Origin of the sequence: Sphingorhabdus sp. YGSMI21 (genome assembly GCF_002776575.1) — a bacterium.
Lineage (GTDB): Bacteria > Pseudomonadota > Alphaproteobacteria > Sphingomonadales > Sphingomonadaceae > Parasphingorhabdus.
The window spans coordinates 1,924,930-1,949,358 of the sequence record NZ_CP022548.1 but is presented as its reverse complement, the minus strand read 5'-3'; the positions used below and the strand labels follow the sequence as shown (position 1 = coordinate 1,949,358).

Sequence of the window (24,429 nt, the reverse complement as noted above, 5' to 3'; positions counted from 1 at the left end):
ATTTCGGGAGATTGCGCGGGAAGTCGGCCAGCAAGGCTACGGAAACACGTGCCTGCGAACGCTCGGTGAAGGAAAGTTGGTTGGGGTGGCAGGAGCCCCAGCCAACAATGACATAAGCTCTTGAAATATTTGGTTTCTTTCTCTTACCCCGTCGTGGTTCGCCACGACAGGGTGCCACGGAAGGATACCACCACCCATGTGCGGAATACAAAACGTCACTCGCAAGCACGGCACCTATTATTATCGCCGCCTCATACGTTTAGGGCTTGATAAGCCTTTTCGGTTAAGGATGTCCCTCAAGACTACGAATCGAAGGCATGCAGCGTTACTCGCTCCAGCGCTGACTTTGATTTGCGAGAGGGTCGCGATGAACATGATGACGAATATTAGGAGCGACGGACTGACCAGCGCTCAGCGGGCGGAAATCTATCGCCGCCAAATGCTGATTGAGCGCGATCGACTCGAAGTCATGCACGCAAACCTCCACATTATTCCTCCAGAAGATCACGACGATATAGACAAAGCGCTCTCGCTGCGTCTGGGCGCTAGCGAATCAGCAGCAAGTGACGGCGTCGTAAAAGGCAAAATCGATGATTTCCTGATCGCCCGGATAGATCCCGACGACGACGATGAACCCATTGTCATCATGGCTTGGTCGGACCTTGCCGAATCAATTCAGCAGGATGGCGCTGAGGAGGCAGCCGTCACAAGACTGGCCGAAATCGGCGTGGAAGAAACTGTATTGCGTGAAGCCATGGCGCGCAAAGTGGTCAATCAGGCGCGCATTGAGGCAGTCCGGGAATTCCGCCGCGTTCTCGCCGATCCAAGCACGGCTTATGCTCCGGTCCAAGTGGCGGGTTATGAACCAATAAACCCTCAAAATTCTTCACCTACCGTAACTTCTCACCAGCCTGTAGCTAACGAGTGGGTCACCATGACACCAAGCGAAGCAGTGCTCAGATTTTTTGAGCATAATCCGCGCACAGGCGGCAAGGACGGCAATTCGCGAAAAAAAGGCGAACCTTGGACCTTGAAAACGCGCAACCAGTTCGAACTTCCTGCAATGCTTCTCGAGCAGGTCATGGACGGGCGAGCGCTGGCGACCGTCACGCATGACGATCTCGTCAAACTAGACCAGTGTTTCGAAAAGCTGCACGGCCCCTCCTTTCGTAAATCCCCCAAGCATCGCGATATGACGATCTGGCAAATCATCGACGAAACCGAAGCCAAAGTCGTTGCTGGTGAAGAAGCGATGAAAAAAGAAGCGAAGCGGAAAGGGCGAGTTACAGATACAAAAATTAAGCCGGCCGAGCACCTTTCTCGAAAAGAACTTGGGTTGGGCGTTGTTACGACCAACCGGCATTGGGGCTTCCTGCGCCAGCTCACTGGCTGGTTTAACAAACACCACCCATTGGGACGACTTGACTATGGAGCATTCATTATGAACGACACTCGTAACCAACGTGAACTACAATCGGTCTATACCGTGGAGCAAGGCAGGGAGATTTTCAATCTCCCGCCATGGACAGGTTCAAAATCACATGCGCGGCGTATGCAGCCAGGCGATTTGCTCGTTCACGATGCGTGGTATTTCGTGCCCCTGATCGCGTGGTATTCAGGGATGCGCCGCGATGAAATTTGCGGCCTGGACGTCAATGATGTGGAAACGGAAGATGGTTTTTGGTTCTTCAACGTTCGCGCCAATGACGTGCGCCGGGTGAAGACCATTAGTTCGGCACGCAAAGTGCCGGTGGCGAAGGAATTGCAGCGATTGGGCTTGATTGATTATGTGACGGCGCTACGCGAAGCGGGAGAGAAGACCCTATTTCCGGAGCTAGTAGCTGAGAGCGGCTTGGGCCAGATGGGCGATGCCTATTATAAACGTATTTGGACCAAGATAGCCAAGGAACTAGCATTTCTTAAAGGCGGCCAAGCAATGCACGCATTTCGTCACACCGCGATAGATTCAATGAAGGGTGCTGGAATCCCATCTGAAATCAGAGCAGATTTTGCTGGCCATGCTCTCAAAGGGGAAACTGAAGGACGTTACTCGAAGGCGCATATGGCACTGTTGCGTAATGCCGTAGCAACGATACCGGAAGTAACGAAGCATCTGGACCCCTTCCCTGTTTCTTTGCTTCCTGCAAAACTTCGTGAGCCAAGAAAAGCGCGAGTAAAATAATATTTGCCGCCAGAACTGCATAATATGCCTTTGGCGACTAGGCTTATGGAGAGCTTGAAGACAATTTAGGCGCCGCTGCGCACCTCGTTGCGCGGGATCGTTCGTTTTTACCGGCAGTAGGTTTGAACATTCGTTTTGACTGGGCGGTCTGGAAAAATGTTTCCAGACCGCCCCGTTCAACTATATTATGCTGCCTCGGCGAACCGTGACGAGATGCTGGCGAGCAGGTTCCTCTGTTCGTTACGCAAAAATCGGCGCGACACCCGCATTTGACCTCTGGCGGAGATAGCCTGCAATCAACGCAGCCAGTATTGACGGAAAGTATAAGTCGATTGTCAGATTTCGCCCGGCTTTCCATAAGTGCATCTACGGCGATCATGTTCTATGGTCGCTTCCGGCCCAACTACAGTCGGTCCGAAATTACGCGCAATTGTTGCCGTCTCCTCGACCCATTCTCGATTCTGAAAGCTGCCGTCCAGCGCTCAGAATTTGCTCGCGCCAGAACTGCAATTACTAGGTGGATTCGCGACTGCCGGCTTTCAATAAGCTAATCTGAAAAGAGGACCATGGCCTGCGGCTTTGTCTGGACCGACGTCGGAAATGCCGGAGTCGAACTCAGGGCATGTCTGCTCCGGATTCAGAGGTAACTTTCAACGCAGCGACCGAGTAAATCGATTGGTCACCTGACCTTGTAGGCTAACGAAGCATGGGAGACTAGATGGCGAGGTGCTCCGGATGAACTAGAGGGAAGCGGGTTTTTGGTAAATTTACGCCTAGGTAAATGACAACGGACGGCCTCCGAAGAGCCCGCCCGTTGTTCTTGGCATCATGCTGCTTGGTCAGTCTGGCATCACGGCCGGTTCATCTGCAAATTTCAGCTGCAGCAAATATTCGCTGAGCGCTCGGGGGCCATTTTCCCAAGCGCGCGTCCCCCAATCGCTCCACCGATCGACGCGGTGGCAAAGCCAGTAGTAGAACCGGTCCCGCGCATATTGATCCCGGAAGGTGAGCGACCACAAGGTCCGGCGGAGCGGGATGTTCGGCCCCAGTCCATCACCGACCAGCCTAATGGCATTAAGCTTGCCGATCATCACCCGCTCAAACCGATATGGCAGCCGGTCGGCATAGCGCTCCAGTTTCTGCAGCGCTGCTTCCCATTCGGGCGTCATGGCTTCCGGGTCGAGCCCATGCCATCGCTCCAGCGTCGGCAGGCCGACCGGCAGCGGTTGGTTCCTCAGGCTGCGTGTATTGGCCAGCATCAGCAAGATAGCAAAGGCTTCCGGGGTGAGTTCGGGAAATAGGCAACCGCCCCGATCATACGTCATGAGCTTCTTGTCGATCAGCCAGCTTTGGTAGAACCGGGCCCTGTCATGGTCACCAAATATGTCAATGGCCTTCTCCTCAACCCGAATGATCCGGCGTTCCGTGATGACCAGAAAGGTGAGCAGGAACTCCAGTTCGAGGTCAATATACGGAAGATGCTCGGGCATCGCCATGTTAAAGCGCTTGACCCACAGACATTCACGAACAGACGCCCACCGGCTGCCATCTTCATCGATCAGAACCTGATCGCCTGTGGTTTCACCTGGAGCTGCCATCCAGTATCCCCAAGGCAGATTGGGATTGCGGCGTTTTTCGTATGGAATGTTCTCGTCCATCTTACTTCTCCCCTGCATCAAGACCGACAGGCGGCACGGTAAAGCTGCTCGTATCGATGGGAACGCCCGAACCCATCTCGCCACCAGCCGCAGCCAACTGATGCGCGAGATTTGTGCACTGGGTGAATACGTAATCCTCGCCGCGATAAGTCTGCCCGTTTTCAGCCGACATATGGATTTGGTAGCAGCCAGGAACCAAATCGTAGGATTTGTCGCAGGCGAACCCGAACCACCATAGTTCTTCACTGAATGGAGGATGCTCCTGCTTGCCGCGCGGATGGCGGACCCGTTCCCGGGGCTGCTGTGAAATATGGCAGACAGAAACGCGTTCGTCCGCTTCTTCATCGCAGGGCGCGCTGTAGTTCAGGCCGCCGTGAGGCTGAATGCCAAGGTCTGCTGGAACAGCGCGGTAGTCGAAGCCGAACAGAGGATGCTCGGTGTTTACCGCGACATAGCCTGATAAAGTGCCAAGCCGGGCGCGGAGCATTATGCAGGGCATACCGGTGGCTTTATCAGTCCATGAAAGCTTATCGGGTTCATCGCGCCACGGCCCCTCCTTTCTTGGCTGAAGCGAGGGAACATGGAATAGCTGGGCCGGGACGATGGAAGTGCCCGCGATTTTATAAGGCTTGTTGGGCTCGGCCTTTGTCGGCGCGCGATTATTGGTTGGCTTCTTCGCCATGATATATTTCCTTTAGATATAAAAAAAGCCGCAACGACGAAATGTCGAGCGACTTGGTTGATGATGTGTGCAGCGTTTTGCCCGCTGCAGGGTCTTGGTGAGTTTACTACATGATTTCTGCTCCTGCTGTTATTGATTGATGATGCCGCGCGGCAGACGCTGCCCCGAAGGTCAGTGGCCGCTACGCGAATGCCTGTTCTTTAAAATATCACGGGACGCAGGTCGTCGACGCAGCGCCAAGCCTGAAAGGCCGCAACCAGGTTCGCCTGATCCGGATCCTCAGCAAGGCAATTGAACACCCAGGACAGCCACAGCGCTTGAGCGTGGTCTGCTGCTCGCCGGGATTTTTCTGACGGCCCGGCCATCTTGGACGCCAAAGTTATGCCAAACAGTTCGGCGCTGACCCTGACATATTGGTCTTCTGTCCGGTGAACATGGATCTTGCGGTGGAGACCCAGATTGAAGATCGGCAGTGCATCAAGGACATTTTTCGCAAAGTCGGCTTTGGTTTTTGGCCGGTGAGACCCGCCCGGAGCTTCCAGAACCGCGCAAACGCAGTCGGTCTGTTGATCGAGCAGCTTCGTCATTTCCAGTAAAGGAGCGGTTCGATCCTTATCCGGATATGTATGATGATGGCGCGTGAACAATATGTCATCACCAGGCTGGAAATTGACTTCGAAGGCACCAAAGGCGCGTATGAACCGTTCGGTGTTGCGGCGATAGGGATGATAGACGACGGAGAAGGTGACGATCCGCTCCGAATATATGGGAAGTTTCATAAAAATTATCCTGAAATGCCAAGCGGGCGGTCATCCTGAGATGCCGCCCGCTTGAGGATTGGTTAGAAGATATTGGTAGAGCCAGTCGTCAATAGAGCGCTGCCCGTGATCACGCCGGCTCGACTTTAAAAATGTCCACGCTCGTGATGGAGCGTAGAATAGAAGCTACGCTGCCCGGTAGATCGGACAGGTATAATTGGCTGTGCTATCTTTGAGCTGAGCCCAGGGCTTGAACGTTCGCCTCAGAAACTCGCTCTCCGGGTTCGCGCTCGTCGCTGCATTTGCCAGCGCCAAACTGCATGCTGGAATGGCGCAGCGGATCAGCCCGTGGGATTTGAGATGGCGCAACATGATGATCGCTGTCGTCATGACGTCAGCCAGCACCTGCTCCTCGACATCCCCCCACATCCCCTTCTCGACCAGCTCGCCGATGGTTTTGGATGGCGACGGCTTTGCCGGTATCGAGCAAGCTGCTGCATATTCCGGAAGATGAACCGATTCCGCGCGGATCGAGACGGCGCCGCATAGATCGATCCTACGGTCAGAGACTGGCGAGAGTTCGCGCAGCTGCCCGGGCATGATCAGATCAAGCTCACCAGCGGTTCGGCGCAGAACGGCCAGATCCTTATGCTCCCCGCCCCATGTCACCAGCACAGCGCCTGGTTCCTGGTCCAAGGCATCAAAGAAAACAGAGACCATTTCCTTTTCGCTGTGGTCATTGGCAGAGAGAACAATCGGACCTTGGATCTCGGGAATATCCGAACCCCGCTTGAAGCGCATCACGCACCAAGATGCCGCCGCCACGCGGTGAAACGGCCAACGTATCTTTTCCTCGGCGTCTTTGCCTTCAGCTACGCCATATCCGTTATGGCGGTCCCGGTCATAGCCATATTCAAAGTCAGCAACGATATAGGTGCGGGTTCTGTCGTGATGGGCTGCACTGCCGCGCGCTGCAAATAGATTGGCTTCGCGTGACAGCTGTCGTTCAATTTCTGTTGGGTTGGTCATGAGTATATTTCTTTCATAAAAAAAGCCCGCCGAAAGGCAGGCCGTGGTTGTTGAGGCTTGTGATTAATTTTTACCGGTGACGCTCAGTTGCGGTCATCGTTTTAGCTCCGAACAGTGGAAGTCCCTCGGTTCGGAACCAGCTGCGTTCAACAGCCAGCTTTTCCTCTGCCATTTCTTTGCACCAGATGCGGCGCCCAGCATCCCACCGATAACCTCGAGCCTTGAGCTTATCCTTTGCAGAATATGGCGCGCGCAACGCTTCAACGAGCACGGTCGGCGTCTCGGCAGCTTGCAGCAGACGCTGCAGATGGCTCTGGACCGGACTGTCGCCTGGCCCCCGCTGACGCTGCTGCAGCAACCAGAACAATGACCAGACGTCTGCCTCAGCCCTATGGGCATTGGTAAACCAGCCATGCTGAGCCAGCAGATGTTGTTGCGAGCGTCCTTCGTAGCCAAGCTTCAACCAGTCGATCTCGCTGCAGGAACAAGCCCAGGCCTTGCCTTTCAGTTTTGGATAGCGCTGCTCGATCCAAGCCAAATCAAATTTTGCGTTCTGGGCGACCAGCAGATCCGCTCGATCGAGGAAGCCCAATGCTGCTGCATCATCAATCTGCTTGTGGGCCAAATGATGATTGGCAAGGCCGGTGATCAACGTGATCTCCGGTTCCAGTTCTATTCCGGGATCTTGCAGCCAACTTACCGGCCCCATGTGCCCGCTGACCTCTCCGTCATCATCCACCCACACCAGCATAATCGCGAGTTCGATCAGCTTGTCTTCATGAACGTTTAGTCCCGAAGTTTCAGTGTCTAAAATTGCAATGCATCTGCCATCGGGCGGCACGCCGTCTTCCGGCATATGAGAAAAGCGTTTCGGGACGGCGCGCAGCACGCGGTAGCCTTCTTCACGGTCAAGCCGTCTGGAAATTTCCTCCAGCTCTGATTGGTTTTGTAACATGTTCATTTTGGTTTCTCCTGTTGGGAAACCGGCGAGGCTTTGCCGAGCGCTACTGCTCTTTTTTCCTCTCACCTGCCGGCTTCACCGGCAAAGCACTTTCAATGTATTTTTTCTTCTACAACACAGATGTCCGCTGAAGCGTCAGCGGCCCCAAGAATTATTGTTACGGATAATTAGTTTACGTCTACGCTCCCACTGAGCTTCACTCTCGTCAGGTTTACGAAAGGACCAGTTTTTATACTGGCTGAGAAAATGTCCCGGCGTATCGCGCAAGGCCTGCGCTTCATACGGTATGAGATTAAATATCCGCCTGCATTCTTCGGCTCCGCTCTTAGGATCGCGCTTATCGGTTCTTGCCCGCAGATGCAGTTCATCGGCAATATAATCGGCCATTTGTTGTTTATTGGTAGCGCGCGCGGAGCGCCATGTAACAATTTCCGGCGGTATATCAGTATCAAACTTAAAGCGGTCTGGCCGCAGGTAAGATACTGCTATTAAGCGGTTGAACGTCGGATCATCTTTTTGTTGCTCGTAAAACGCCATAACCCAGTGATCCTCTGGTTTGGAAATTTCAACCTTGCCCTCCTTAACAATGATCCGATCTGAATGCATAGCGGCGCAAAACCATTTTCGTTGCTCCATTTGTATATGCTCGATTGCTTCGAGCCGCATTTGTGTTTCCGATAAAAGCAACGCCTCAGGAGTTTTTGAAAAAGCATTAAACAGTGCAGGATCATCGAGATAGCGATAGCCGCCGCGTGTTCCCCGCGAAGAGGCCAGAAGCAAGGTGTTTCGATCCATATTGTCTAATATTCGGCTGGCCCTTCCTGGCAATGGATCGTTCAATTGTTTGTTTCGTGCCGCCTCCCGCGCGATCTGATTGCGCATTCCTAAAGTCTCAATTTTGGAATCTGTGAACAACTCAGCTTGCTTGCGCCGCTTTTGTTTGGCTGCTCGCTCTTTATCCCGATAAATCCTGAGTTTTGGAACCAAATCGAGCCAAATTCGGTGTCGTTCTAGAATCCCGCGATGACGTTCCCTTTCAATCTTGTCGCAGTGTTTTTCACCGGAAGACTTTTGCTGGTCTTCGAGCTGCAGCCCAAGTTCAGCGGCCAAAAATACAGTGTTGGCAATTGCAGCAGGTTTGCCAAAAATTCGAACCGATGAAAGTTTCGCTGCGGCAAGACGAAGCGCATCAATCTGCGCTCGCCGCGCAGTTGATCTGATGGCGATCATGTTTTGAGTCTCTACGAACATCAGCCGCATACCTTCGTAATATTCAATCCGGCCAAGCCGCTTCTTAATCTGGTATCGCTTTGCCAACTTGCCCTTGATATCAGCTTTGACCTTTCCATTATCTGGCTTGAACCTGCTCCATATAATTGCCAAAAATTGTGTGGATATTGTAGGTTTTGGCAGCAGCTTGCCCGTGTCCGGCGATCGCTTGCGGCGGGCTCGTCTCGCTCCGATGGCTACAGCAAATTGCTTGGCAACGGATAGCTCCTCTTCAGCCATTTGACGTTGCCTGCTTGCTAGATAATTGTAATTTGCGCCCTTTTTGCCATCACGATAATCTTCCTGTCGATGAAGATTATCGGTTTGCATGTGAGAGGTGAGTTTTTTTGCTTCCTGGGAAAGGTCCCATCTTGCCGCCGAGTTTTCCTTTTTCGCATCGGTGGTTGGCTTGTCGAAGCGCGGCATTACGAACGGCCTGATTTTTAGGCTTGGACAAGGCGGAACATAGGGTGTGCCGAACTTGGCCTGCAGCTTGCCTAACGCTGCGTTCGAGTAAGCCTTTCCTGCTGCAATTTTTAAAGATTTCTGCTTTCCATTTTGCGGCACGGTTTCAAGAACAGCTGTGTTACCAACTTTAACATAGCGAAGTCCTACTCGCGCCAGCCTACTGTGGAGATCAGGCCAGTCTTTCGCATTTTGTATCCGGGGTGCTGCAAGAATGTGCGCAACTCTTGACATAGGCCATTCTTCACCGGCGAGGTCTTTTGGTCCCGCTTTGTTGTTATCAAAGATAATTTCATGCTGGCTCTGGATGCTATGAATGAGCTGATGGTCAACCTTCCCATCAGCATTTTTGATTATTGAACCGCGCGCGTCTGCAATTTTTATGTCTGAGAAGGTATGATAGACGCCGGTTTCGTCTGCCACATATCTCCTGTTCGGTTCGGGCCCGAGGCCCTCTTGATATTCACAAACAGCGATCGCGATTTGTGCGGCTTCTTTCCACCAGCCGTATCCAAAACTTACATTGCCGCCAGTTGCGGCATTGATAGAAACAGAGAGATGATGACCGTGGGAGTTTGGGGTATCACCGTGAAATGCGCCTACTGACGGACATTCTTCGATTCCCATTATACGGCAGATCGTTGCTCGCTGACGCCTCATTGATGCGCTGTCGACCGCTTCGCCTTTGCGATGGCTCCATGTCATGTGCCAAAGGCGGTCGAGACCTGCGCCAGCTGCATATACGGCCATATCTCTGACATGATCTTGGACCTTATTTGAAGACAGATTGTCGGCGTATCGCTCTACTATACGATGCGACCCCTCACCTTCCGGGTCCATTATTGCATATTCACCAACTCGTTCTGCGGTCACAAAAGCATGATGGTGCTCGCCCGAGGCAGCGAGCCCGATTATGTATGAGGAGCAGCCTATCGCGATATCAAAGCTGCGCGCTTGTTTTGCCGCTCCGCCTACAAGATCTTTTATTTGATCGCGATATTGCCAGATTTTGATGATCATGGCGTCGGCTTACGCCAGTCAGTGATCGCAGAAGAACGATTGTTGATCTCGCGGTCGGTCAGTAAATTGACGATCTCCCGAGAAATTTTGACCAGATCGTGATCTATCTCCATTCGCTCGCTGTTTCTCTCAATCATTGTGGCGATTGCATCGCTCGCTTGCTGGATCAGACGGGACATCTCAGGGGTTTGGATTGGCCTACCATCGGATTGCTTCGGGATAGCTTTACGCAACGAAGTAAGGGCCCGGATAACGTCGCAAATTGTGAATAGATCATTCTGAACGAGATTTACTGTAACCAACAACCTCGACGTTATGTCGTATACGGGATCTCGGAAGCCGTTTGACAATAAGATGCGCTCGCGGCAATATTCAGAGGTTGAGGCACCCTGCGCTGACTTTTTAACGAACTCGACCTCTTCTTTGCTTCCAAAATGGACAACGATACGGGGCCGCGAAGTGCGAAGGTCTTTCCGCTTCGGCTTGGAACCGCCTGACATCAGATTTCTCCTCCGCTAAAATCTAGTAACGAACTGAAAACCTGCATGCCGTCACGAAGCGTAGCGACACGATGGCAATAAAATGTGGGAATCCCACATTCATCCTGCTTAAGTTTAGGCCCCTTTTGGACATGGTTTCTCATGGTAAAGGGACCTGTAGTTCGCGCATCGCTTTAATCAGATAAGCCCGCTCTGTCGGGCCTCGGTTTAAAACCTCATCTACGGCCGCTTTGTCTGACGCAAGAGCACCAGCGTTCTCGAGGACTTGTTCTAGGCTCTCGTTAAACCGGATGCTTCCAAAGAATTTGTTTGCTTTGCCAGCACCATCCTTCTTGAAATAAAAGTCGAATTTGTCCGGCATTTTAGCGACTGACCCGTTGGTAGCATGCTCCACATATTCGATATGCGGTTGAACGGCAGAATCGCTGGGCGCATAATTCGCAGGTTGGTATGATGGTTCTTTAGACACCTTGTCCAAAGTTGCTGCCCCGCGATCCTGAGTTGCGGTCGGCGTTGGAACGTCTTCAAAACGCTTGACCTCTTCCCCCTCGGTCAAATTGTTTTTCATTTGATCATGGTCCTGATCGGGCAAGCTATTTTGACCCTTGGGGGGTGGAGCCTCATCAGTTATTGCCAAATTCTCTGGAGCTTTGCCGAGATCCGAACGTTGGTTGTGCATATCGGAAAATTCCGACTTTAGTGAGCTTCCTTCATCCAGGACTGCTCTGCTCGCTTCAGGATCTTGCGATGCATCATTCAGTTTACTGGGAGAATATTTGCCGCTGATCAATTCTTCCCGGTTCCGGCAAAGCCAATTGATCCAGTTTTCAAGTTCAGCAGGTTCATCGCTGGGCAAGCGGCCGAAAACTTTCATGACGGACTTTGCCATGTTTTTTCCGTAGGCCGTTCTTCCGGACCGGAGTGTCCTGCGTAGTTCGTTGAGAATGTAGGCATTGGCTTCCGGTGGCAAATTTGGAAAACCTGGTTCAGGGTCAGAACCAATTTGAGAGAATTTACCCGTCGGATATTGGCGCTGCAGCTTTTTAATACGGCGACGTTCTTTTGCAGCTTTTGATAGGGGTTTCCTCTTAGTAGCGGGCGGTGAGACTTGGCCTTTGGCGTTCTCATCCGGATAGTTTTTGTCCATAATATACCTCGATTACATAGTTATCTAAAGGTTATAGGACGTGGTAAAAAAACACCCAAAGGTTCTGGTGAATAATTTTTTCGGATAATTTTGCTTGGCTAGTCGCAAGATAGATTCCGCACCGTGGACAAAGGACTATGTTTCGCAATTTATGGTCGATATTTATTGGAAGCGGGTGGCCTCCTGGGGGATCAGTAGTGCGATAGGATGGCTACTTCGCGCCCTCGTTTAGGTCATTCACATGTAGCTCCGGCGGGGCCGAAAGCGGTCACGGGAATATTTGCAAATACTGGAATTCGTTGACAGAACTCGCGATGCGCCAGATCCTTTCTGCCATCTTTAAATTCTCGGTGCCAGCGTCTCAATGATTTTGCATTCCCCTACTGTTCCATGCTGACAAGCACCAATCAAGCGATCCAGCTCAGAACGTAGCGTGGTCAGGTCGTCAATTTTCTGATCAATCTCGGCAAGGTGCCTGCTCGCAATATCATCAACTGCTTCACAGGATTGATCTTGATTGTCCGATAATTCCAGCAATTCGCGCAGTGCCTTCAGGGTAAAGCCGAGATTTCGGGCACGGCGGATGAACGGAAGCCTGGCGAGATGGTCGCTTCCGTAATCCCGGTAGTTTGAAGTCGTTCGTGCTGGGGGCGGTAACAGGCCGAATTTCTCATAGTTGCGGACGGTTTCAACTTTTGTCTTTGTCGCCTTTGCCAGTGCTCCAATTTTCATCGTTTGATCCTATAGTTACTACAGGGTGCATAAGTGTCGGCGAATCAAATTTTGTCTATGAAAAATCAGGCCTGATAATTGCTGCGCCGATGCCTGTGGAACCGGGGGTCCGCTGGGGAAGTGAAACTTCGCAGAGTGCACCAATGATTTCGCAATTCTCCGCTCGCCCACCGGAACAAGATATCGCAAACGCCAAGAGCGAATGCCGCAATCCTTCAAGCTGGCTTATCTTCATATCAATTCGTTCAAGATGCGATTTTGCGATGGTCGATGCCAGAGTGCAATCCTGTTCTGGACTATCTGATAGACTTAGAAGCGACCTAATTTCAGCAAGGGAAAAGCCGAAGCTGCGGCTATGCCTTATAAAAGATAGTCTTTTTACGTCGCATTCAGCATAGGTGCGTCGCCCTGAATCTGTCCGCACAGGTGGGGGCAATATCCCGATATCTTCGTAATACCGAATGGTATTCACTTTGGTGCCTGTGCGATTTCCAAGTTCGCCAATCATCATCTTTGCCAAAATAACCTCCTAATGACTTGCATTTGCAAAAACTGCTTGCTTCTACAGTCACTAGAGGTTGTAGAGCAACCCTATGAGTAAGAATGATGAAGATGGCTGCGCCTGCGCTGGTGATGCCGTAAGGGCTCAGGATGATCCAGCATACCGGCGTGCTTTGTGGATTGTTGTGATCCTCAACATCGGGTTTGGGCTATGCGAGATTATTGGCGGATTTGTTGCTGATAGTCAGGCACTCAAGGCAGACGCGCTCGATTTTCTGGGTGATGGCTCAATCACGCTGATCGGGCTTTTCGCACTTGGGTGGACAGCGCTTGCGCGTTCGCGTGTGGCGCTCGTCCAAGGCATTTTTCTCGGACTGCTAGGTATAGGCGTGATCGGGTTTGCCATCTGGCGGGCTATGAGTCCGGGAATGCCAGAAGCCGGTATTATGGGGGTAATTGGTTTTGTCGCGCTCGGGATAAATATAGCGTCGGCTTACGTTCTGTCACAGTTTCGTGATGGTGATGCAAATGTTCAAGCCATATGGCTGTTCAGCCGCAATGACGCGATCGCAAACGTCGCTGTAATAGGTGCTGCCGGTCTCGTGGCGTGGACCGGAAAAGCCTGGCCCGATATCGCCGTGGCTGCCGTTATTGCGATGCTTTTCATTCACTCAGCATACCAAATCATACAAAACGCGGTTGCCGAAATGCAGCTTCAAAATGCCTGAGAGAATTGCGAACCTAATGCGTCATTTTGCTAGAATATCATTCATTCTGATATCGCTCTTGATGCTGGCCGCCATTTCTATTCCGGCTTATGCGCAGGTAAAAATTGCCGAGGTTGAAACGCTGTGGCGATTGCTGGATTATATTGCGGTCGATTATCCCGGCGCAGTAGATAAAGGCAAGGTGACAAACGACGCTGAATATTCCGAAATGGAGGAGTTTTCGGGAGCTGTCGTCGACGGTTTGGCAAAGCTGCCACCAAAGCCGGGTCGAGCCGACCTGGTTGCAAAAGGTGACGAGCTTAATGCGGCCATTGATAATAAAACGTCTCCGGATAAAGTCGCGCGGCAGGCACGCCTGCTGGCAACGGAGTTGCTACGCAGTTATCCTGTTCCACTTGCACCCAAAATTGCACCAAACATACAAAATGGCAAACGGCTATATGCTCAAAATTGTGCCAGTTGCCACGGCATGTCTGGTAACGGCCAAGGGCCGAATGCAGAGCAGCTCGACCCCGCTCCTATTGCTTTTACCGATGGCGCTCGAGCAAGAGAACGCAGCCTGTTCGCACTTTATCAGGTTATAGGTCAGGGGCTTGACGGGACAGCAATGCAGAGTTTTGCCGATTTGCCTGCTCAGGATCTTTGGGACATGGCCGCCTATGTGGGCGGCTTTGCATTTGCTGAGGCATCCAAGGGAGAAGAGCTTTGGGAAAATGACGCGTCTATTCGCGCTCTGTTTCCTGATCTCGCAGCTCTGGCAAGCATGACTCCTGCCAATCTTGGAAAGCAGATTGGACCAGAAAAAGCAGATGCGGTGATGGCATTCCTGCGGAACCACCCGGATGCCATTGGGGCTACCTCAAGCGGTTCTCTGGCACTATCGCGGACCAAACTAAAAGAAAGTTTTGCTGCTTATCAAGCAGGCAGAAAAGACGAGGCAGAAACTCTAGCATTATCTGCGTATCTTGACGGCTTTGAACCTCTGGAACCTGCGCTGGCCTCTCGCGATCCCTCTTTGCTAAAAGCCATTGAACGCTCGATGGCCCGTGTCCGCGCTGCTATCGGTGACGATCTTCCTGTAGCAGAGGTGGAGAGCCGGATCGACGCGCTTGATCGGCTTTTTTCGGAAGCAGAGTCCGCGTTGGACGCCGATCAAGCCAGCCAGGCATCGGCTTTCGTAGGAGCCTTCACGATATTGCTGCGCGAAGGGCTGGAGGCATTACTGATCGTGGTTGCCATGATTGCGTTTCTGCGCAAAGCCGAACGTCCCGAAGTCATGTTGTATGTGCATGGGGGCTGGATAACGGCGCTTCTCGCAGGCGGCATCACATGGTTCGCTGCCACCTATCTCATAGGTATCAGCGGCGCTAGCCGTGAACTGACCGAAGGCTTTGGTTCGCTATTTGCAGCGGTAATCCTGCTTTTTGTGGGCTTGTGGATGCACGGCAAGTCCCGCGCCGATGAGTGGCAACGCTATATCCGCGAAACAATGAGCAAAGTATTGTCGCGGGGATCTGCATGGTTTCTCTTTGGGCTAGCATTCATTGTCGTTTACCGTGAGGTCTTTGAGACAATACTGTTTTTTGCGGCGCTCTGGACTGCGGACAATGGTATGATCATTCTGGTTGGCTCTGGAGCCGCGATCTTTTTGCTTATGGCCATTGCCTGGGCAATGCTAAGCTACAGCCGGAAATTGCCGATAGGTAAGTTTTTCGCTTACAGCTCAGCATTGATGGTCGTGCTGACAGTGGTTCTCACCGGAAAAGGAATTGCTGCGTTACAGGAAGCCGGTTTCATAAGCGTGACTCCGCTTCCTGATTTTCTGCAGATTTCGATGTTGGGAATTTTCCCTGCGGTTCAGTCTATTTTGGCCCAGATTGTGGCAATGGGAGTCATCGCTATCGGCTATTGGTATAATGCTAGGAAGACTTAATTCTTCGTGATTTTTACTAATTCTTAAACCGATCAAAGACCACAAAATTTGATGATATTACATATCTAACTGCATGAAATATTGGAAATGTTGTTCAAAAGCACTTGATGAACTAACGAGATAATGTATTGGGCGGAACCATGAATGAACGCAGCGGCATAAATGAAAAAACGTCAGGGCTCTTTCGCCTGATGGCGGTTTTGCTCGTTCTGATTATGTCGAGCATGACGGTAGCCGAAGCAGCTGAATGCGCCAGCGAACCACAAAACGCCGAACTGATGTTGATTTCCGACGCCGGACACTCGGATGAAGCCCCTTCGGATAATGACGCCGGTAAACATGGAATCTGTCCGCATGGTCATTGCCATAACGGCAGCGTTACCACAGCACGGTTGCTGGGCTTCGACGGTTCAGTGAATCTGGTAAGTTCCAGCTTCAGCAGCAATGCCGATCAATTTGCGCTGTCTGCGCATTCATCCCGTTTAAAACGACCACCTCGCGTCTGAACTAATTCTGACTTGCGCCAGACTCATGGCGTTATTTCAATTAGTTAAGCGAGGATTTCTCAGAAATGTTGAAGAAAATGGCGCGCCTGCGCCTCTGTGCGGCAATGATATTTGCCGCGAGCCCTGCCACTGCCGCTCTGGCCGAGGATCAGAGTGTTAGTTTAAACGAGGCCTTAGTGCGCGCTGGAGCTGAATCGCCTGCCGTGCAAATTTCCCAAGCAGAGATTGATATCGCGCGCGGAAACCAAAAACAAGCGAGCCTCGGACCAAATCCCGAGGTCTCGGTAGAGGTTGAAAACGTCGCCGGGAGCGGCGTTTTCAAAGGCCTGCGTTCAACCGAATATACAGTTTCTGTTGGGCAAAGATTGGAGCTCGGCGGTAAACGCGGAGCCAGAACACGTGCGGCGCGAGCGCAGACAAGCCTGGCAGAGGTAGAAGCTGCTATCTCTCAGGCCGAATTGGCCAGCTCCGTGCGTTTGGCATATACAGAAGCAGTTGCTGCTCAGAGCCGCCTTGACTTTGCAACGCGCGTCGTCGGTCGCAACCGGGAGCTGTCAAGAATTGCTAGAATCCTCGTTGAAACTGGCCGTGACCCGCCGCTTAGAGCATTGCGCGCTGACGCTGCGCTTGGCGAAGCGGAAGCAGCACTGGAAGCCGCAAGGGCAGAGGAATATTCCGCCAGATTGCTACTTGCATCGCTTTGGGGCTCGCAAACACCACCTCAGGAAGTTGAGCCGGTCTGGCTCAGCGGCGGTGACGTAGAATTTGAGGCCGACCTGTCCCAATCCCTACAGATCAAAGCCGCAGAAGCGAACCGGGACGCTGCCAGTGCCATTGTCACGCGCGAACGCGCAAATGCTGTTCCGGATCTAACGTTAAGCGGCGGCGCCAGACGTTTTGAAGAAAGCGGGGATACTGCGTTCATCGTGGGTGCTTCGATTGCCATACCGTTTGGAAATCGCAACCAGGGCAGCATTCAAGCGGCAGAAGCGAGCGTTCGCGGAGCTGAGGCGCGTCGCGCTTTGCGGTTGGTAGCGATCAACCGGGAATATAATATTGCCAGCAATCAACTGGAAGCAACGCAAAGCCGGGTGGAAACTCTGGAAAGCCAGACACTGCCCCAAGCTGAAGAAGCATCAAGGCTGGCCCAACTGGGATATCAATACGGAAAATTTACCCTGTTGGATGTCCTGGACGCTGCAGCAGCAAGAGACACGGCTGAACTCGGCCTGTTGGAAGCCAAGGTAGCGAGAGCGGAGGCGGTGATTACACTGCTGAGATTGGCGGCCAGATAGATGAGAAAACTGGAAGTAGATCACGTCATAATATTGGCTGGCATCTTCACCATGCTGACTGTTCTAACCGGCCTGTTCATGCTGACGTCGATCGCAATAGCGGTGCCAGATTGCGTCACTACAGAAACCAGTTTTTCCGGTGACAGCGGGCCTCCACAAAACCAGAGTTTGACTGCGGGACGGTCACAAAATTCGAGCAGGGATATATAAAATGAACAACAGAAAATGGATCATAATCGCTGGCCTGGCCATCGCGTTTGCGGTTGTGCTGGGAGTAATTTTCAATGGCTCAACCGGCGGTAGCGCGGAAAATCAGGGCGCTGCCAACACCACAGAAGAAAATCATTCCGAAGAAGAGGGCGTTGTCGAAATGACAGAAGAACAGCTGCGCGCCTCTGAAATCGGAATATTCGATGTGGCTCCAAGTTCGCTTGATGCCGAGATTATTGCGCAGGGTAGTGTTGCACCGTCTCCCCAAGGGCAGGCCATATTGAGTGCAGGCGCTGAAGGCAGGGTCACGAACATCAAAAAGAGGTTGGGAGATGCGGTTCGGCGCGGCGAGACAGTGGCTACCATAGAGAGCCGCGAAGCCGCCGCAATTAGTTCCGAGGTTACATCGGCAGCTTCTCGGGCCGCGCTTGCCCGGTCGCAGCTGAACCGTGAGCAGCGCCTCTTCGATGAGAAAATCACCGCACGGGCAGATCTTGAAACGGCGAGAGCAGAAAATCAACAGGCTGCCGCAGAAGCAAGACGGGCAAGCCAGGCGGCCACTGCGTCAGGTGTCAGCGGACGATTTATTGCTGTGCGCTCACCGATTGGCGGCCGAATAACGTCAAGCCCGGCAATTCTCGGCTCCTATGTCACCGCACAGGATGAGCTTTTCCGTATCGCCAATCCGAACCTTATTCAAATTGAGGCGGCAGTTCCTGCGGAAGATGCGCGCAAGATCAGCACTGGAGCAGCGGCCACGGTCGAAACGCCCGAGGGTGAAATCTCCGCTCGGGTATTGGCGGTTACGCCAGCTGCCGATCCGGAAAACAGAGCGGCCATTGTCGTGCTTGCCCCTGCTTCAGGCGCCAGACTCGTCCCCGGAGAATATGTGCGGGTGCGGATACTTCAGCAGGCGACAAGCGATCAGTCTACGGCATTGATTGTTCCCGCAGAGGCTGTCCAATCCGTCGAAGGACGCAACGTCGTGTTTGTAAAGACCAAATCTGGTTTCCGTGCACGGTCCGTTACGACCGGAGCGAAGAGCGGCGGTAGAATCGAGATTGTCGACGGTCTCAAGTCCGGCGAACAAATCGCCGGTAAAAACGCCTTTCTCCTGAAATCTGAACTTGGCCGCGGCGAAGCAGAACATTGATTAATACATTCCCATTGGAGCAACGGCTATGATTGCACGTCTCGTCGAAATGTCCGTCCGCAATCGGTATCTTACCGTATTGTTTCTTGCTGCAGTCGCGGCACTCGGAGTCTTTAATCTGGTTAATCTGCCAATTGATGCTGTCCCTGACATCACCAATAATCAGGTCCAGATCAACACTGTCGACCCTACTCTCTCACCGCTCGATATTGAACGCTTGGTGACTTATCCGGTTGAAACATCGCTGGCGGGCATTCCGGGACTGCAGACGACCCGATCCATCTCCCGGAACGGCTTTTCGCAGGTTACGGCGATATTCGACGATAGCGCCGACGTCTACTTTGCTCGTCAACAGGTGGCCGAAAGACTGACCACTGTTCGCAATAGCCTGCCGGCCACTGCCGAACCGGCAATGGGACCGGTATCCACAGGGCTTGGCGAGGTTTTGATGTGGACGGTCAGCTACGAGCCATTTGAAAAAGGAAAAGCTGCGGGCGGTTCTGGCTGGCAATCTGATGGTTCATACCTGACTCCCGAAGGTGAACGCTTGAACGATGAAGTCTCAAAGGCGGCGTATCTACGCACGCTTCAAGACTGGGTAATCGGACCGCAATTGCGCAACGTCAAGGGCATCGCTGGTGTTGACTCGATTGGTGGTTACGCCAAACAATTTGTCGTTACCCCCTCGGCGGCTCGGCTTTCTTCCTACGGTATCGGTTTTGACGATCTTTCCGAAGCGCTTGGAAGGGTCAATCTTTCTGTTGGCGCAAACTTCGTTGAACGCGGCGGAGAGGCATTTCTGGTGCGGGCAGACGCACGACTCAAATCGCTGGAAGAAATTGAAAATTCGATCATCGCGACACGCGAAGGCATTCCTGTTCGCGTCCGTGACGTTGCATCCGTCAGCAATGGCGGCGATTTGCGAACCGGCGCGGCAACCGAGAATGGCGAAGAAGTCGTTGTCGGAACCGCATTGATGCTGCTTGGTGAAAACAGCCGTGCGGTTGCCGCTGCAACCGGTGAAAGGCTTGCAGAAATCGTCAAGACAATGCCTCCCAACATAAAATTAGAAGTCGTTCTGGACCGTTCGAAACTGGTCAATGCGACTATCAGCACGGTTGAAAAAAACCTGACCGAGGGAGCTTTGTTGGTTATCGTCGCGCTATTCCTGCTCCTTGGCAATTTCAGGGCAGCGCTGATTACCGCGCTCGTCATTCCCGTTTCCTTTGTGATGATGGCAATCGGCATGAATCGATTTGGCGTTTCGGGAAATCTCATGAGCTTGGGCGCTCTTGATTTCGGCTTGATCGTTGACGGCAGTGTTATCATCGTGGAAAATTTCCTGCGCCGGATGGCAGGCCGGCAACATGAAGAAGGGCGACTTCTATCTCTAGGCGAACGACTGGAAGAAGTGATCGCATCAACAAGAGAAATGATCAGGCCTTCGCTATTTGGCCAGGCGATAATTTTGCTGGTTTTCGTGCCATTGCTCACCTTCCAGGGTGTTGAAGGAAAGACCTTCTCGCCGATGGCCATCACCGTAATGCTTGCGCTCATATCGGCGTTTATTCTCTCACTGACCTTGGTCCCGGCATTATTGGCTCTGCTGATAAGCGGCCGTGTTTCTGAAAAAGAGGTTCGGATGGTGAGCTGGAGCAAAAGCAAATACGAACCGGCATTACGAAAAGCACTGAAATGGCCCGGACGGGCAACCTTGGCAGGCCTTGCCGTATTTGGACTGTCGATCGGTATGTTCGGCTTTCTCGGTAGCGAGTTCATGCCGCAACTCGACGAACAGGATCTGTCCCTTCAATCGATCCGAATACCGTCCACTTCGCTGGATCAATCTGTTTCAATGCAAAAACAGATCGAGCGGGAGATTTCCAAATTTCCACAGGTCCGCTTCATGTATTCAAAAACCGGAACAGCTGAAGTGGCCAGCGATCCCATGCCGGTCAATATTTCCGATGCATTTATCATTTTGCGTCCGAAAGATGAATGGCCCGACCCGTCGCTTTCAAAGACAGAGCTGGTGGAACAGATGGAAGCGAAACTAGCCAATCTCATCGGCCAGAATTACGAGTTCAGTCAGCCCATTGAAATGCGTTTCAATGAGTTGATTGCAGGTGTGCGGGGTGATGTTGCCGTCAAGGTATTTGGCGACGACCTCGAGCAGCTGTCGGCCACTGCCAATCAGCTTGCGACCGTTTTTTCGGGTATTGAAGGTTCTGCGGATGTCCGCGTCGAGCAAACCGAGGGCTTTCCGACATTGGACGTGCAATTCGATAATTCGGCAATTGCAGCCCATGGTCTCACCGTTGATGAAGTGGCCGCAACCGTCAGCGCCGCATTGGGCGGCGCCGAAAGCGGGCTGGTATTTCAGGGCGACCGCAGGTTTGATATTGTTGTGAGGCTACCTGGCGAAGTGCGTAACGATATCGACGCTATCGGAGCGCTACCAGTTATTTTGCCGGAAAATGGTTTCGGGAAAAGGTCGTCGGTTCCACTCCGATCCTTGGCTACCCTGAAAGAAACCGAAGGCCTCAATCAGATCAGCCGGGAAAACGGACAGCGGCGCGTTGTTGTGCAGCTCAATGTTCGAGGCCGCGATGTTGGCTCCTTTGTGAACGAAGCGAAGTCCCAAATTGAGCGCGATGTCGCTCTACCATCAGGAGTCATCCTCGAATGGGGCGGGCAATTTGAAAGCCTGCAGGCCGCTCAGGCAAGAATCAATCTTGTTGTTCCTGTCATAGCGCTGTTGATCTTTGGTCTGCTGGTCATGGCTCTCGGTAACTTCCGTATGGCTGCCGCAGTATTTGTCACAGTCCCTCTGGGAATTGCAGGCGGGATATTCTCGCTAGCAGCAACGGGTCTGCCATTCTCTATCTCGGTTGCTGTGGGCTTTATTGTTCTGGCCGGCGTGGCGGTGCTCAATGGACTTGTGATGATGACCGCCATTCAGGGGCGTCTTGAATCTGGCGTGGAATTGGTTGAGGCCATCTACTCTGGCGCAGTCGAACGCTACAGGTCCATTCTGATGACAGCCATCGTGCCGTCATTGGGCTTCGTTCCGATGGCAATCGCGACTGGCACAGGCGCTGAGGTGCAAAAGCCGTTGGCGATCGTGGTTATCGGCGGTTTGATCACCGCAACGATTTTGACGCTTTTCGTGTTGCCCGCCGTGACACGGTTGATGCTTGAGCGCGAATTTCCCGATTTGAGGCCGCATATCAAGCGATTCACGCCCTCTTTGGACAAATTTCCAATCCTGCAACGTTTCCGTCCAAAGCCAGAATGAGAAGGAGTGCATAATGCAAAAGCCACAACAAATATCACTCATGCGGATTTATACCGATGAAGCCGCAATGCATGGGGACGAGACAGTTGTTACCACCATTATTGATCGGGCCAGATCTTATGGCCTTCGCGGAGGCACCGTCCTGAAAGGAATATTGGGGTTCTCCTCGTCTTCCATTGTTCATGAACATCACGCGTTCGGAATTGGCGATAATCCACCGGTGGTGATCGAAATAATCGATGCCCGGGCACGACTGGAAGATTTCTACACTCAGCTAGACGATCTGCGGGGGATCGGGCTAGTCAGCCTCGAAAAGGTTGATGTTCTCACGCGAGCGGCAGAACAGAAATGACCGATGAGCACAGCAAGCATTCGGAAAATTCGGATCACTCGCACGGAGGGCTAATCGACAGGCTGCTTGGTGGCCGTGCAGAAATGGTATTTGCAGGCCTTTGCGGTGCAACCCTTCTTGCCGGATGGCTGGGACCAAAAATCAATCTTCTGCCGGCGAATATTGGGTTCTGGTTTTTGGTAGCGGCCTATTTTTTCGGCGGCTATTTTACGATATTGGAAGCCTTCGAAAAAATCAGAAATCGAAAATTTGAAATAGATTTTCTCATGATCGTTGCCGCCGGCGGGGCGGCGTGGCTCGGGGCATGGGCAGAGGGAGCATTTCTATTATTCCTGTTCAGCATCGGCCATGCACTTGAAAATTATGCAATGGCCCGCGCGCGCAATGCCATATCCGCACTGTCTGACCTTGCTCCCGAGGAGGCGGTGGTCCGCAGGGATGGAGAGGAATTGCGATTGCCCGTGGCCGAGTTGGTAATCGGCGATATTGTAATCATCCGCTCCAACGAGCGACTTCCAGCAGACGGTTTTGTTGTCAAAGGGGCGAGCAGCGTCAACCAGGCTCCCATAACCGGTGAGAGCGTCCCGGTCGACAAGCGTCCGGTCGACAATGCTGCAGCGGCGGCCAAAGCAGCCGATAAAGTCAAATCCGAACATAGGGTTTTCGCCGGATCCATAAACGGAAGCGGTAGCCTCGAAGTGCAAGTCACCCGATTGGCGTCGGAAACCACATTGGCCCGGGTTGTCGAAATGGTGAACGATGCGGAGACGCGTCAATCGCCAACGCAGAGCTTCACCAATAAGTTTGAGCGGATTTTTGTGCCGGTTGTCATTCTGCTTGCAATCGCAACTGGATTTTCTTGGTTGGTGATAGACGAGCCAGTCTCCGATAGCATTTACAGGGCGATGGCAGTCCTCGTTGCCGCCAGCCCCTGTGCGCTGGCTATTGCAACACCCAGCGCTGTTTTAAGCGGGATTGCCCGTGCAGCGCGGGGCGGCGTTCTCATAAAGGGCGGCGCGCCTCTCGAGATGCTGGGTAAGCTTGATTCGATCGCTTTTGACAAAACCGGGACCCTTACGATTGGCGAACCGGAGTTAGTCGAAACGGTGCCTTTCGGAGAAATTGGAGCAGACGAACTCATCGCTATTTCTGCCGCTGTCGAAGTGCATAGTGATCACCCTCTGGCGCAAGCTATTGTGCGTGCTGCAGAAAAACGCCTCGGATCATCGGATCTGATCGCTACAAATTTTCAGAGCATAACGGGCAAAGGCGTTACTGCCAAAATCAATGGCGAAAAGGTCTTGATAGGAAAAGCGGGGCTGTTTCTCGACGATGATCAGGATTCGCTTCCTGAAGATGTCGCCCAAAAAGTCACCGAAATGTCTTCACGCGGTCGCACCACCATGATTGTCAGGCGTGGCGGCAAATTTATTGGCGTTCTCGGCCTCATGGATACGCCCCGCGCTGCAGCGTCCGAAGTGATAAACAAGCTCCGGTCTATTGGAATCTCACGGATGATGATGATTTCTGGCGACAATCAGAAAGTCGCCGACGCGATCGCCCTGGAAGTAGGTCTTGACGAAGCCTTTGGTGACCTAATGCCGGATGACAAGGTCGAGAAAATTGCTCAACTGAGCGATCAGGGCGGAGTGGCGATGGTTGGTGATGGTGTGAACGATGCCCCCGCGATGGCAAATGCGACTGTTGGAATAGCCATGGGAGCCGCCGGTTCCGATGTCGCGCTTGAAACGGCAGATATCGCGTTAATGGCAGATGATCTGGCAACATTGCCTTTTGCCGTTGGTCTCAGCAGATCGACAAGTAGCATTATCCGTCAAAATCTTTGGATCAGTCTCGGCGTGGTGGCCGTATTGATCCCGGCAACACTCTTCGGCCTGGGGATCGGCCCCGCTGTCGTGATGCATGAAGGATCGACGCTTGTCGTGGTCATAAATGCCTTGCGGCTGCTGGGATATAAGGAAAGTTAATCGGTGCGGCCATCATGCCGGTCGTGCTCATGGATGGAAGAGCGAGAGCCTGTTGAATATCA

The 24,429-nt window shown here is 52.6% G+C and carries 19 protein-coding genes; 9 read left to right on the top strand and 10 right to left on the bottom strand.

Annotated features, from left to right (window positions below):
• Window positions 1-367: 367 nt before the first annotated feature.
• Window positions 368-2,182, top strand: a complete 1,815-nt coding sequence (locus CHN51_RS09560) for a site-specific integrase (protein WP_236553969.1) — start codon at window positions 368-370, stop codon at window positions 2,180-2,182.
• A gap of 839 nt (window positions 2,183-3,021) precedes the next feature.
• Here CHN51_RS09560 and CHN51_RS09555 read toward each other — a convergent pair.
• The 10 genes from CHN51_RS09555 to CHN51_RS09510 all read right to left on the bottom strand — a co-directional run bounded on the left by CHN51_RS09555 (window position 3,022) and on the right by CHN51_RS09510 (window position 12,914).
• Complete coding sequence (locus tag CHN51_RS09555; protein WP_100093812.1) at window positions 3,022-3,840, bottom strand: hypothetical protein; 819 nt, start codon at window positions 3,838-3,840, stop codon at window positions 3,022-3,024.
• A gap of 1 nt (window position 3,841) precedes the next feature.
• A complete protein-coding gene (locus CHN51_RS09550) occupies window positions 3,842-4,522 on the bottom strand; it encodes a hypothetical protein (protein ID WP_100093811.1) in 681 nt (226 codons plus the stop codon).
• Between the two features lie 200 nt (window positions 4,523-4,722).
• On the bottom strand, window positions 4,723-5,301 hold the full coding sequence (locus tag CHN51_RS09545; protein WP_100093810.1) for a hypothetical protein: 579 nt from the start codon (window positions 5,299-5,301) through the stop codon (window positions 4,723-4,725).
• A 165-nt stretch (window positions 5,302-5,466) separates the two neighbouring features.
• On the bottom strand, window positions 5,467-6,309 hold the full coding sequence (locus CHN51_RS09540; protein ID WP_100093809.1) for a hypothetical protein: 843 nt from the start codon (window positions 6,307-6,309) through the stop codon (window positions 5,467-5,469).
• A gap of 70 nt (window positions 6,310-6,379) precedes the next feature.
• Window positions 6,380-7,270, bottom strand: a complete 891-nt coding sequence (locus tag CHN51_RS09535; RefSeq protein ID WP_100093808.1) for a 3'-5' exonuclease — start codon at window positions 7,268-7,270, stop codon at window positions 6,380-6,382.
• A gap of 135 nt (window positions 7,271-7,405) precedes the next feature.
• The gene (locus tag CHN51_RS09530) at window positions 7,406-10,024 is read right to left on the bottom strand and encodes a hypothetical protein (RefSeq protein WP_100093807.1); all 2,619 of its coding nucleotides are present in this window, start codon (window positions 10,022-10,024) and stop codon (window positions 7,406-7,408) included.
• On the bottom strand, window positions 10,021-10,524 hold the full coding sequence (locus tag CHN51_RS09525) for a hypothetical protein (RefSeq protein WP_100093806.1): 504 nt from the start codon (window positions 10,522-10,524) through the stop codon (window positions 10,021-10,023). Before CHN51_RS09525 ends, CHN51_RS09530 begins: the two co-directional genes overlap by 4 nt.
• A 139-nt stretch (window positions 10,525-10,663) precedes the next feature.
• Window positions 10,664-11,671, bottom strand: coding sequence for a hypothetical protein (locus tag CHN51_RS09520; protein ID WP_123906290.1), 1,008 nt, complete (start codon window positions 11,669-11,671; stop codon window positions 10,664-10,666).
• A gap of 339 nt (window positions 11,672-12,010) precedes the next feature.
• Window positions 12,011-12,403 (bottom strand): helix-turn-helix domain-containing protein, encoded by a 393-nt coding sequence (locus CHN51_RS09515; protein WP_100093804.1) that lies wholly within the window; start codon window positions 12,401-12,403, stop codon window positions 12,011-12,013.
• A 55-nt stretch (window positions 12,404-12,458) separates the two neighbouring features.
• Window positions 12,459-12,914 carry a helix-turn-helix domain-containing protein gene (locus CHN51_RS09510; RefSeq protein ID WP_100093803.1) on the bottom strand — a complete coding sequence of 152 codons (456 nt, stop codon included), beginning with the start codon at window positions 12,912-12,914 and terminating at the stop codon, window positions 12,459-12,461.
• A gap of 82 nt (window positions 12,915-12,996) precedes the next feature.
• On the opposite strand from CHN51_RS09510, the gene CHN51_RS09505 reads away from it, so the two are divergent.
• The 8 genes from CHN51_RS09505 (at window position 12,997) to CHN51_RS09465 (ending at window position 24,367) form a co-directional block, all read left to right on the top strand.
• Entirely contained in the window at window positions 12,997-13,632 is a 636-nt protein-coding gene (locus CHN51_RS09505; RefSeq protein ID WP_100093802.1) for a cation transporter, read from the top strand.
• On the top strand, window positions 13,625-15,565 hold the full coding sequence (locus CHN51_RS09500; RefSeq protein WP_100093801.1) for a cytochrome c/FTR1 family iron permease: 1,941 nt from the start codon (window positions 13,625-13,627) through the stop codon (window positions 15,563-15,565). The genes CHN51_RS09505 and CHN51_RS09500 overlap by 8 nt, the downstream gene beginning before the upstream one ends.
• 140 nt (window positions 15,566-15,705) lie before the next feature.
• Window positions 15,706-16,071 (top strand): hypothetical protein, encoded by a 366-nt coding sequence (locus CHN51_RS09495; protein WP_100093800.1) that lies wholly within the window; start codon window positions 15,706-15,708, stop codon window positions 16,069-16,071.
• A gap of 65 nt (window positions 16,072-16,136) precedes the next feature.
• A complete protein-coding gene (locus CHN51_RS09490; RefSeq protein WP_236553972.1) occupies window positions 16,137-17,366 on the top strand; it encodes a TolC family protein in 1,230 nt (409 codons plus the stop codon).
• Window positions 17,367-17,577: 211 nt separating this feature from the next.
• Window positions 17,578-18,729, top strand: coding sequence for an efflux RND transporter periplasmic adaptor subunit (locus CHN51_RS09480; protein ID WP_100093798.1), 1,152 nt, complete (start codon window positions 17,578-17,580; stop codon window positions 18,727-18,729).
• Window positions 18,730-18,757: 28 nt separating this feature from the next.
• Window positions 18,758-22,027 (top strand): CusA/CzcA family heavy metal efflux RND transporter, encoded by a 3,270-nt coding sequence (locus tag CHN51_RS09475; protein WP_100093797.1) that lies wholly within the window; start codon window positions 18,758-18,760, stop codon window positions 22,025-22,027.
• Between the two features lie 13 nt (window positions 22,028-22,040).
• Window positions 22,041-22,379: a DUF190 domain-containing protein gene (locus tag CHN51_RS09470; RefSeq protein WP_100093796.1), complete on the top strand. Its 339-nt coding sequence runs from the start codon at window positions 22,041-22,043 to the stop codon at window positions 22,377-22,379.
• Window positions 22,376-24,367 (top strand): heavy metal translocating P-type ATPase, encoded by a 1,992-nt coding sequence (locus CHN51_RS09465; RefSeq protein WP_100093795.1) that lies wholly within the window; start codon window positions 22,376-22,378, stop codon window positions 24,365-24,367. Before CHN51_RS09470 ends, CHN51_RS09465 begins: the two co-directional genes overlap by 4 nt.
• Window positions 24,368-24,429 lie beyond the last annotated feature (62 nt).

What these genes read in the sequence shown, in the direction of transcription:
- CHN51_RS09560 (WP_236553969.1), top strand. Translation starts at nt 368, where the DNA reads ATGAACATGATGACGAATATTAGGAGCGACGGACTGACCAGCGCTCAG.
- CHN51_RS09555 (WP_100093812.1), bottom strand. Translation starts at nt 3,840, where the DNA reads ATGGACGAGAACATTCCATACGAAAAACGCCGCAATCCCAATCTGCCT.
- CHN51_RS09550 (WP_100093811.1), bottom strand. Translation starts at nt 4,522, where the DNA reads ATGGCGAAGAAGCCAACCAATAATCGCGCGCCGACAAAGGCCGAGCCC.
- CHN51_RS09545 (WP_100093810.1), bottom strand. Translation starts at nt 5,301, where the DNA reads ATGAAACTTCCCATATATTCGGAGCGGATCGTCACCTTCTCCGTCGTC.
- CHN51_RS09540 (WP_100093809.1), bottom strand. Translation starts at nt 6,309, where the DNA reads ATGACCAACCCAACAGAAATTGAACGACAGCTGTCACGCGAAGCCAAT.
- CHN51_RS09535 (WP_100093808.1), bottom strand. Translation starts at nt 7,270, where the DNA reads ATGAACATGTTACAAAACCAATCAGAGCTGGAGGAAATTTCCAGACGG.
- CHN51_RS09530 (WP_100093807.1), bottom strand. Translation starts at nt 10,024, where the DNA reads ATGATCATCAAAATCTGGCAATATCGCGATCAAATAAAAGATCTTGTA.
- CHN51_RS09525 (WP_100093806.1), bottom strand. Translation starts at nt 10,524, where the DNA reads ATGTCAGGCGGTTCCAAGCCGAAGCGGAAAGACCTTCGCACTTCGCGG.
- CHN51_RS09520 (WP_123906290.1), bottom strand. Translation starts at nt 11,671, where the DNA reads ATGGACAAAAACTATCCGGATGAGAACGCCAAAGGCCAAGTCTCACCG.
- CHN51_RS09515 (WP_100093804.1), bottom strand. Translation starts at nt 12,403, where the DNA reads ATGAAAATTGGAGCACTGGCAAAGGCGACAAAGACAAAAGTTGAAACC.
- CHN51_RS09510 (WP_100093803.1), bottom strand. Translation starts at nt 12,914, where the DNA reads ATGATGATTGGCGAACTTGGAAATCGCACAGGCACCAAAGTGAATACC.
- CHN51_RS09505 (WP_100093802.1), top strand. Translation starts at nt 12,997, where the DNA reads ATGAGTAAGAATGATGAAGATGGCTGCGCCTGCGCTGGTGATGCCGTA.
- CHN51_RS09500 (WP_100093801.1), top strand. Translation starts at nt 13,625, where the DNA reads ATGCCTGAGAGAATTGCGAACCTAATGCGTCATTTTGCTAGAATATCA.
- CHN51_RS09495 (WP_100093800.1), top strand. Translation starts at nt 15,706, where the DNA reads ATGAATGAACGCAGCGGCATAAATGAAAAAACGTCAGGGCTCTTTCGC.
- CHN51_RS09490 (WP_236553972.1), top strand. Translation starts at nt 16,137, where the DNA reads ATGTTGAAGAAAATGGCGCGCCTGCGCCTCTGTGCGGCAATGATATTT.
- CHN51_RS09480 (WP_100093798.1), top strand. Translation starts at nt 17,578, where the DNA reads ATGAACAACAGAAAATGGATCATAATCGCTGGCCTGGCCATCGCGTTT.
- CHN51_RS09475 (WP_100093797.1), top strand. Translation starts at nt 18,758, where the DNA reads ATGATTGCACGTCTCGTCGAAATGTCCGTCCGCAATCGGTATCTTACC.
- CHN51_RS09470 (WP_100093796.1), top strand. Translation starts at nt 22,041, where the DNA reads ATGCAAAAGCCACAACAAATATCACTCATGCGGATTTATACCGATGAA.
- CHN51_RS09465 (WP_100093795.1), top strand. Translation starts at nt 22,376, where the DNA reads ATGACCGATGAGCACAGCAAGCATTCGGAAAATTCGGATCACTCGCAC.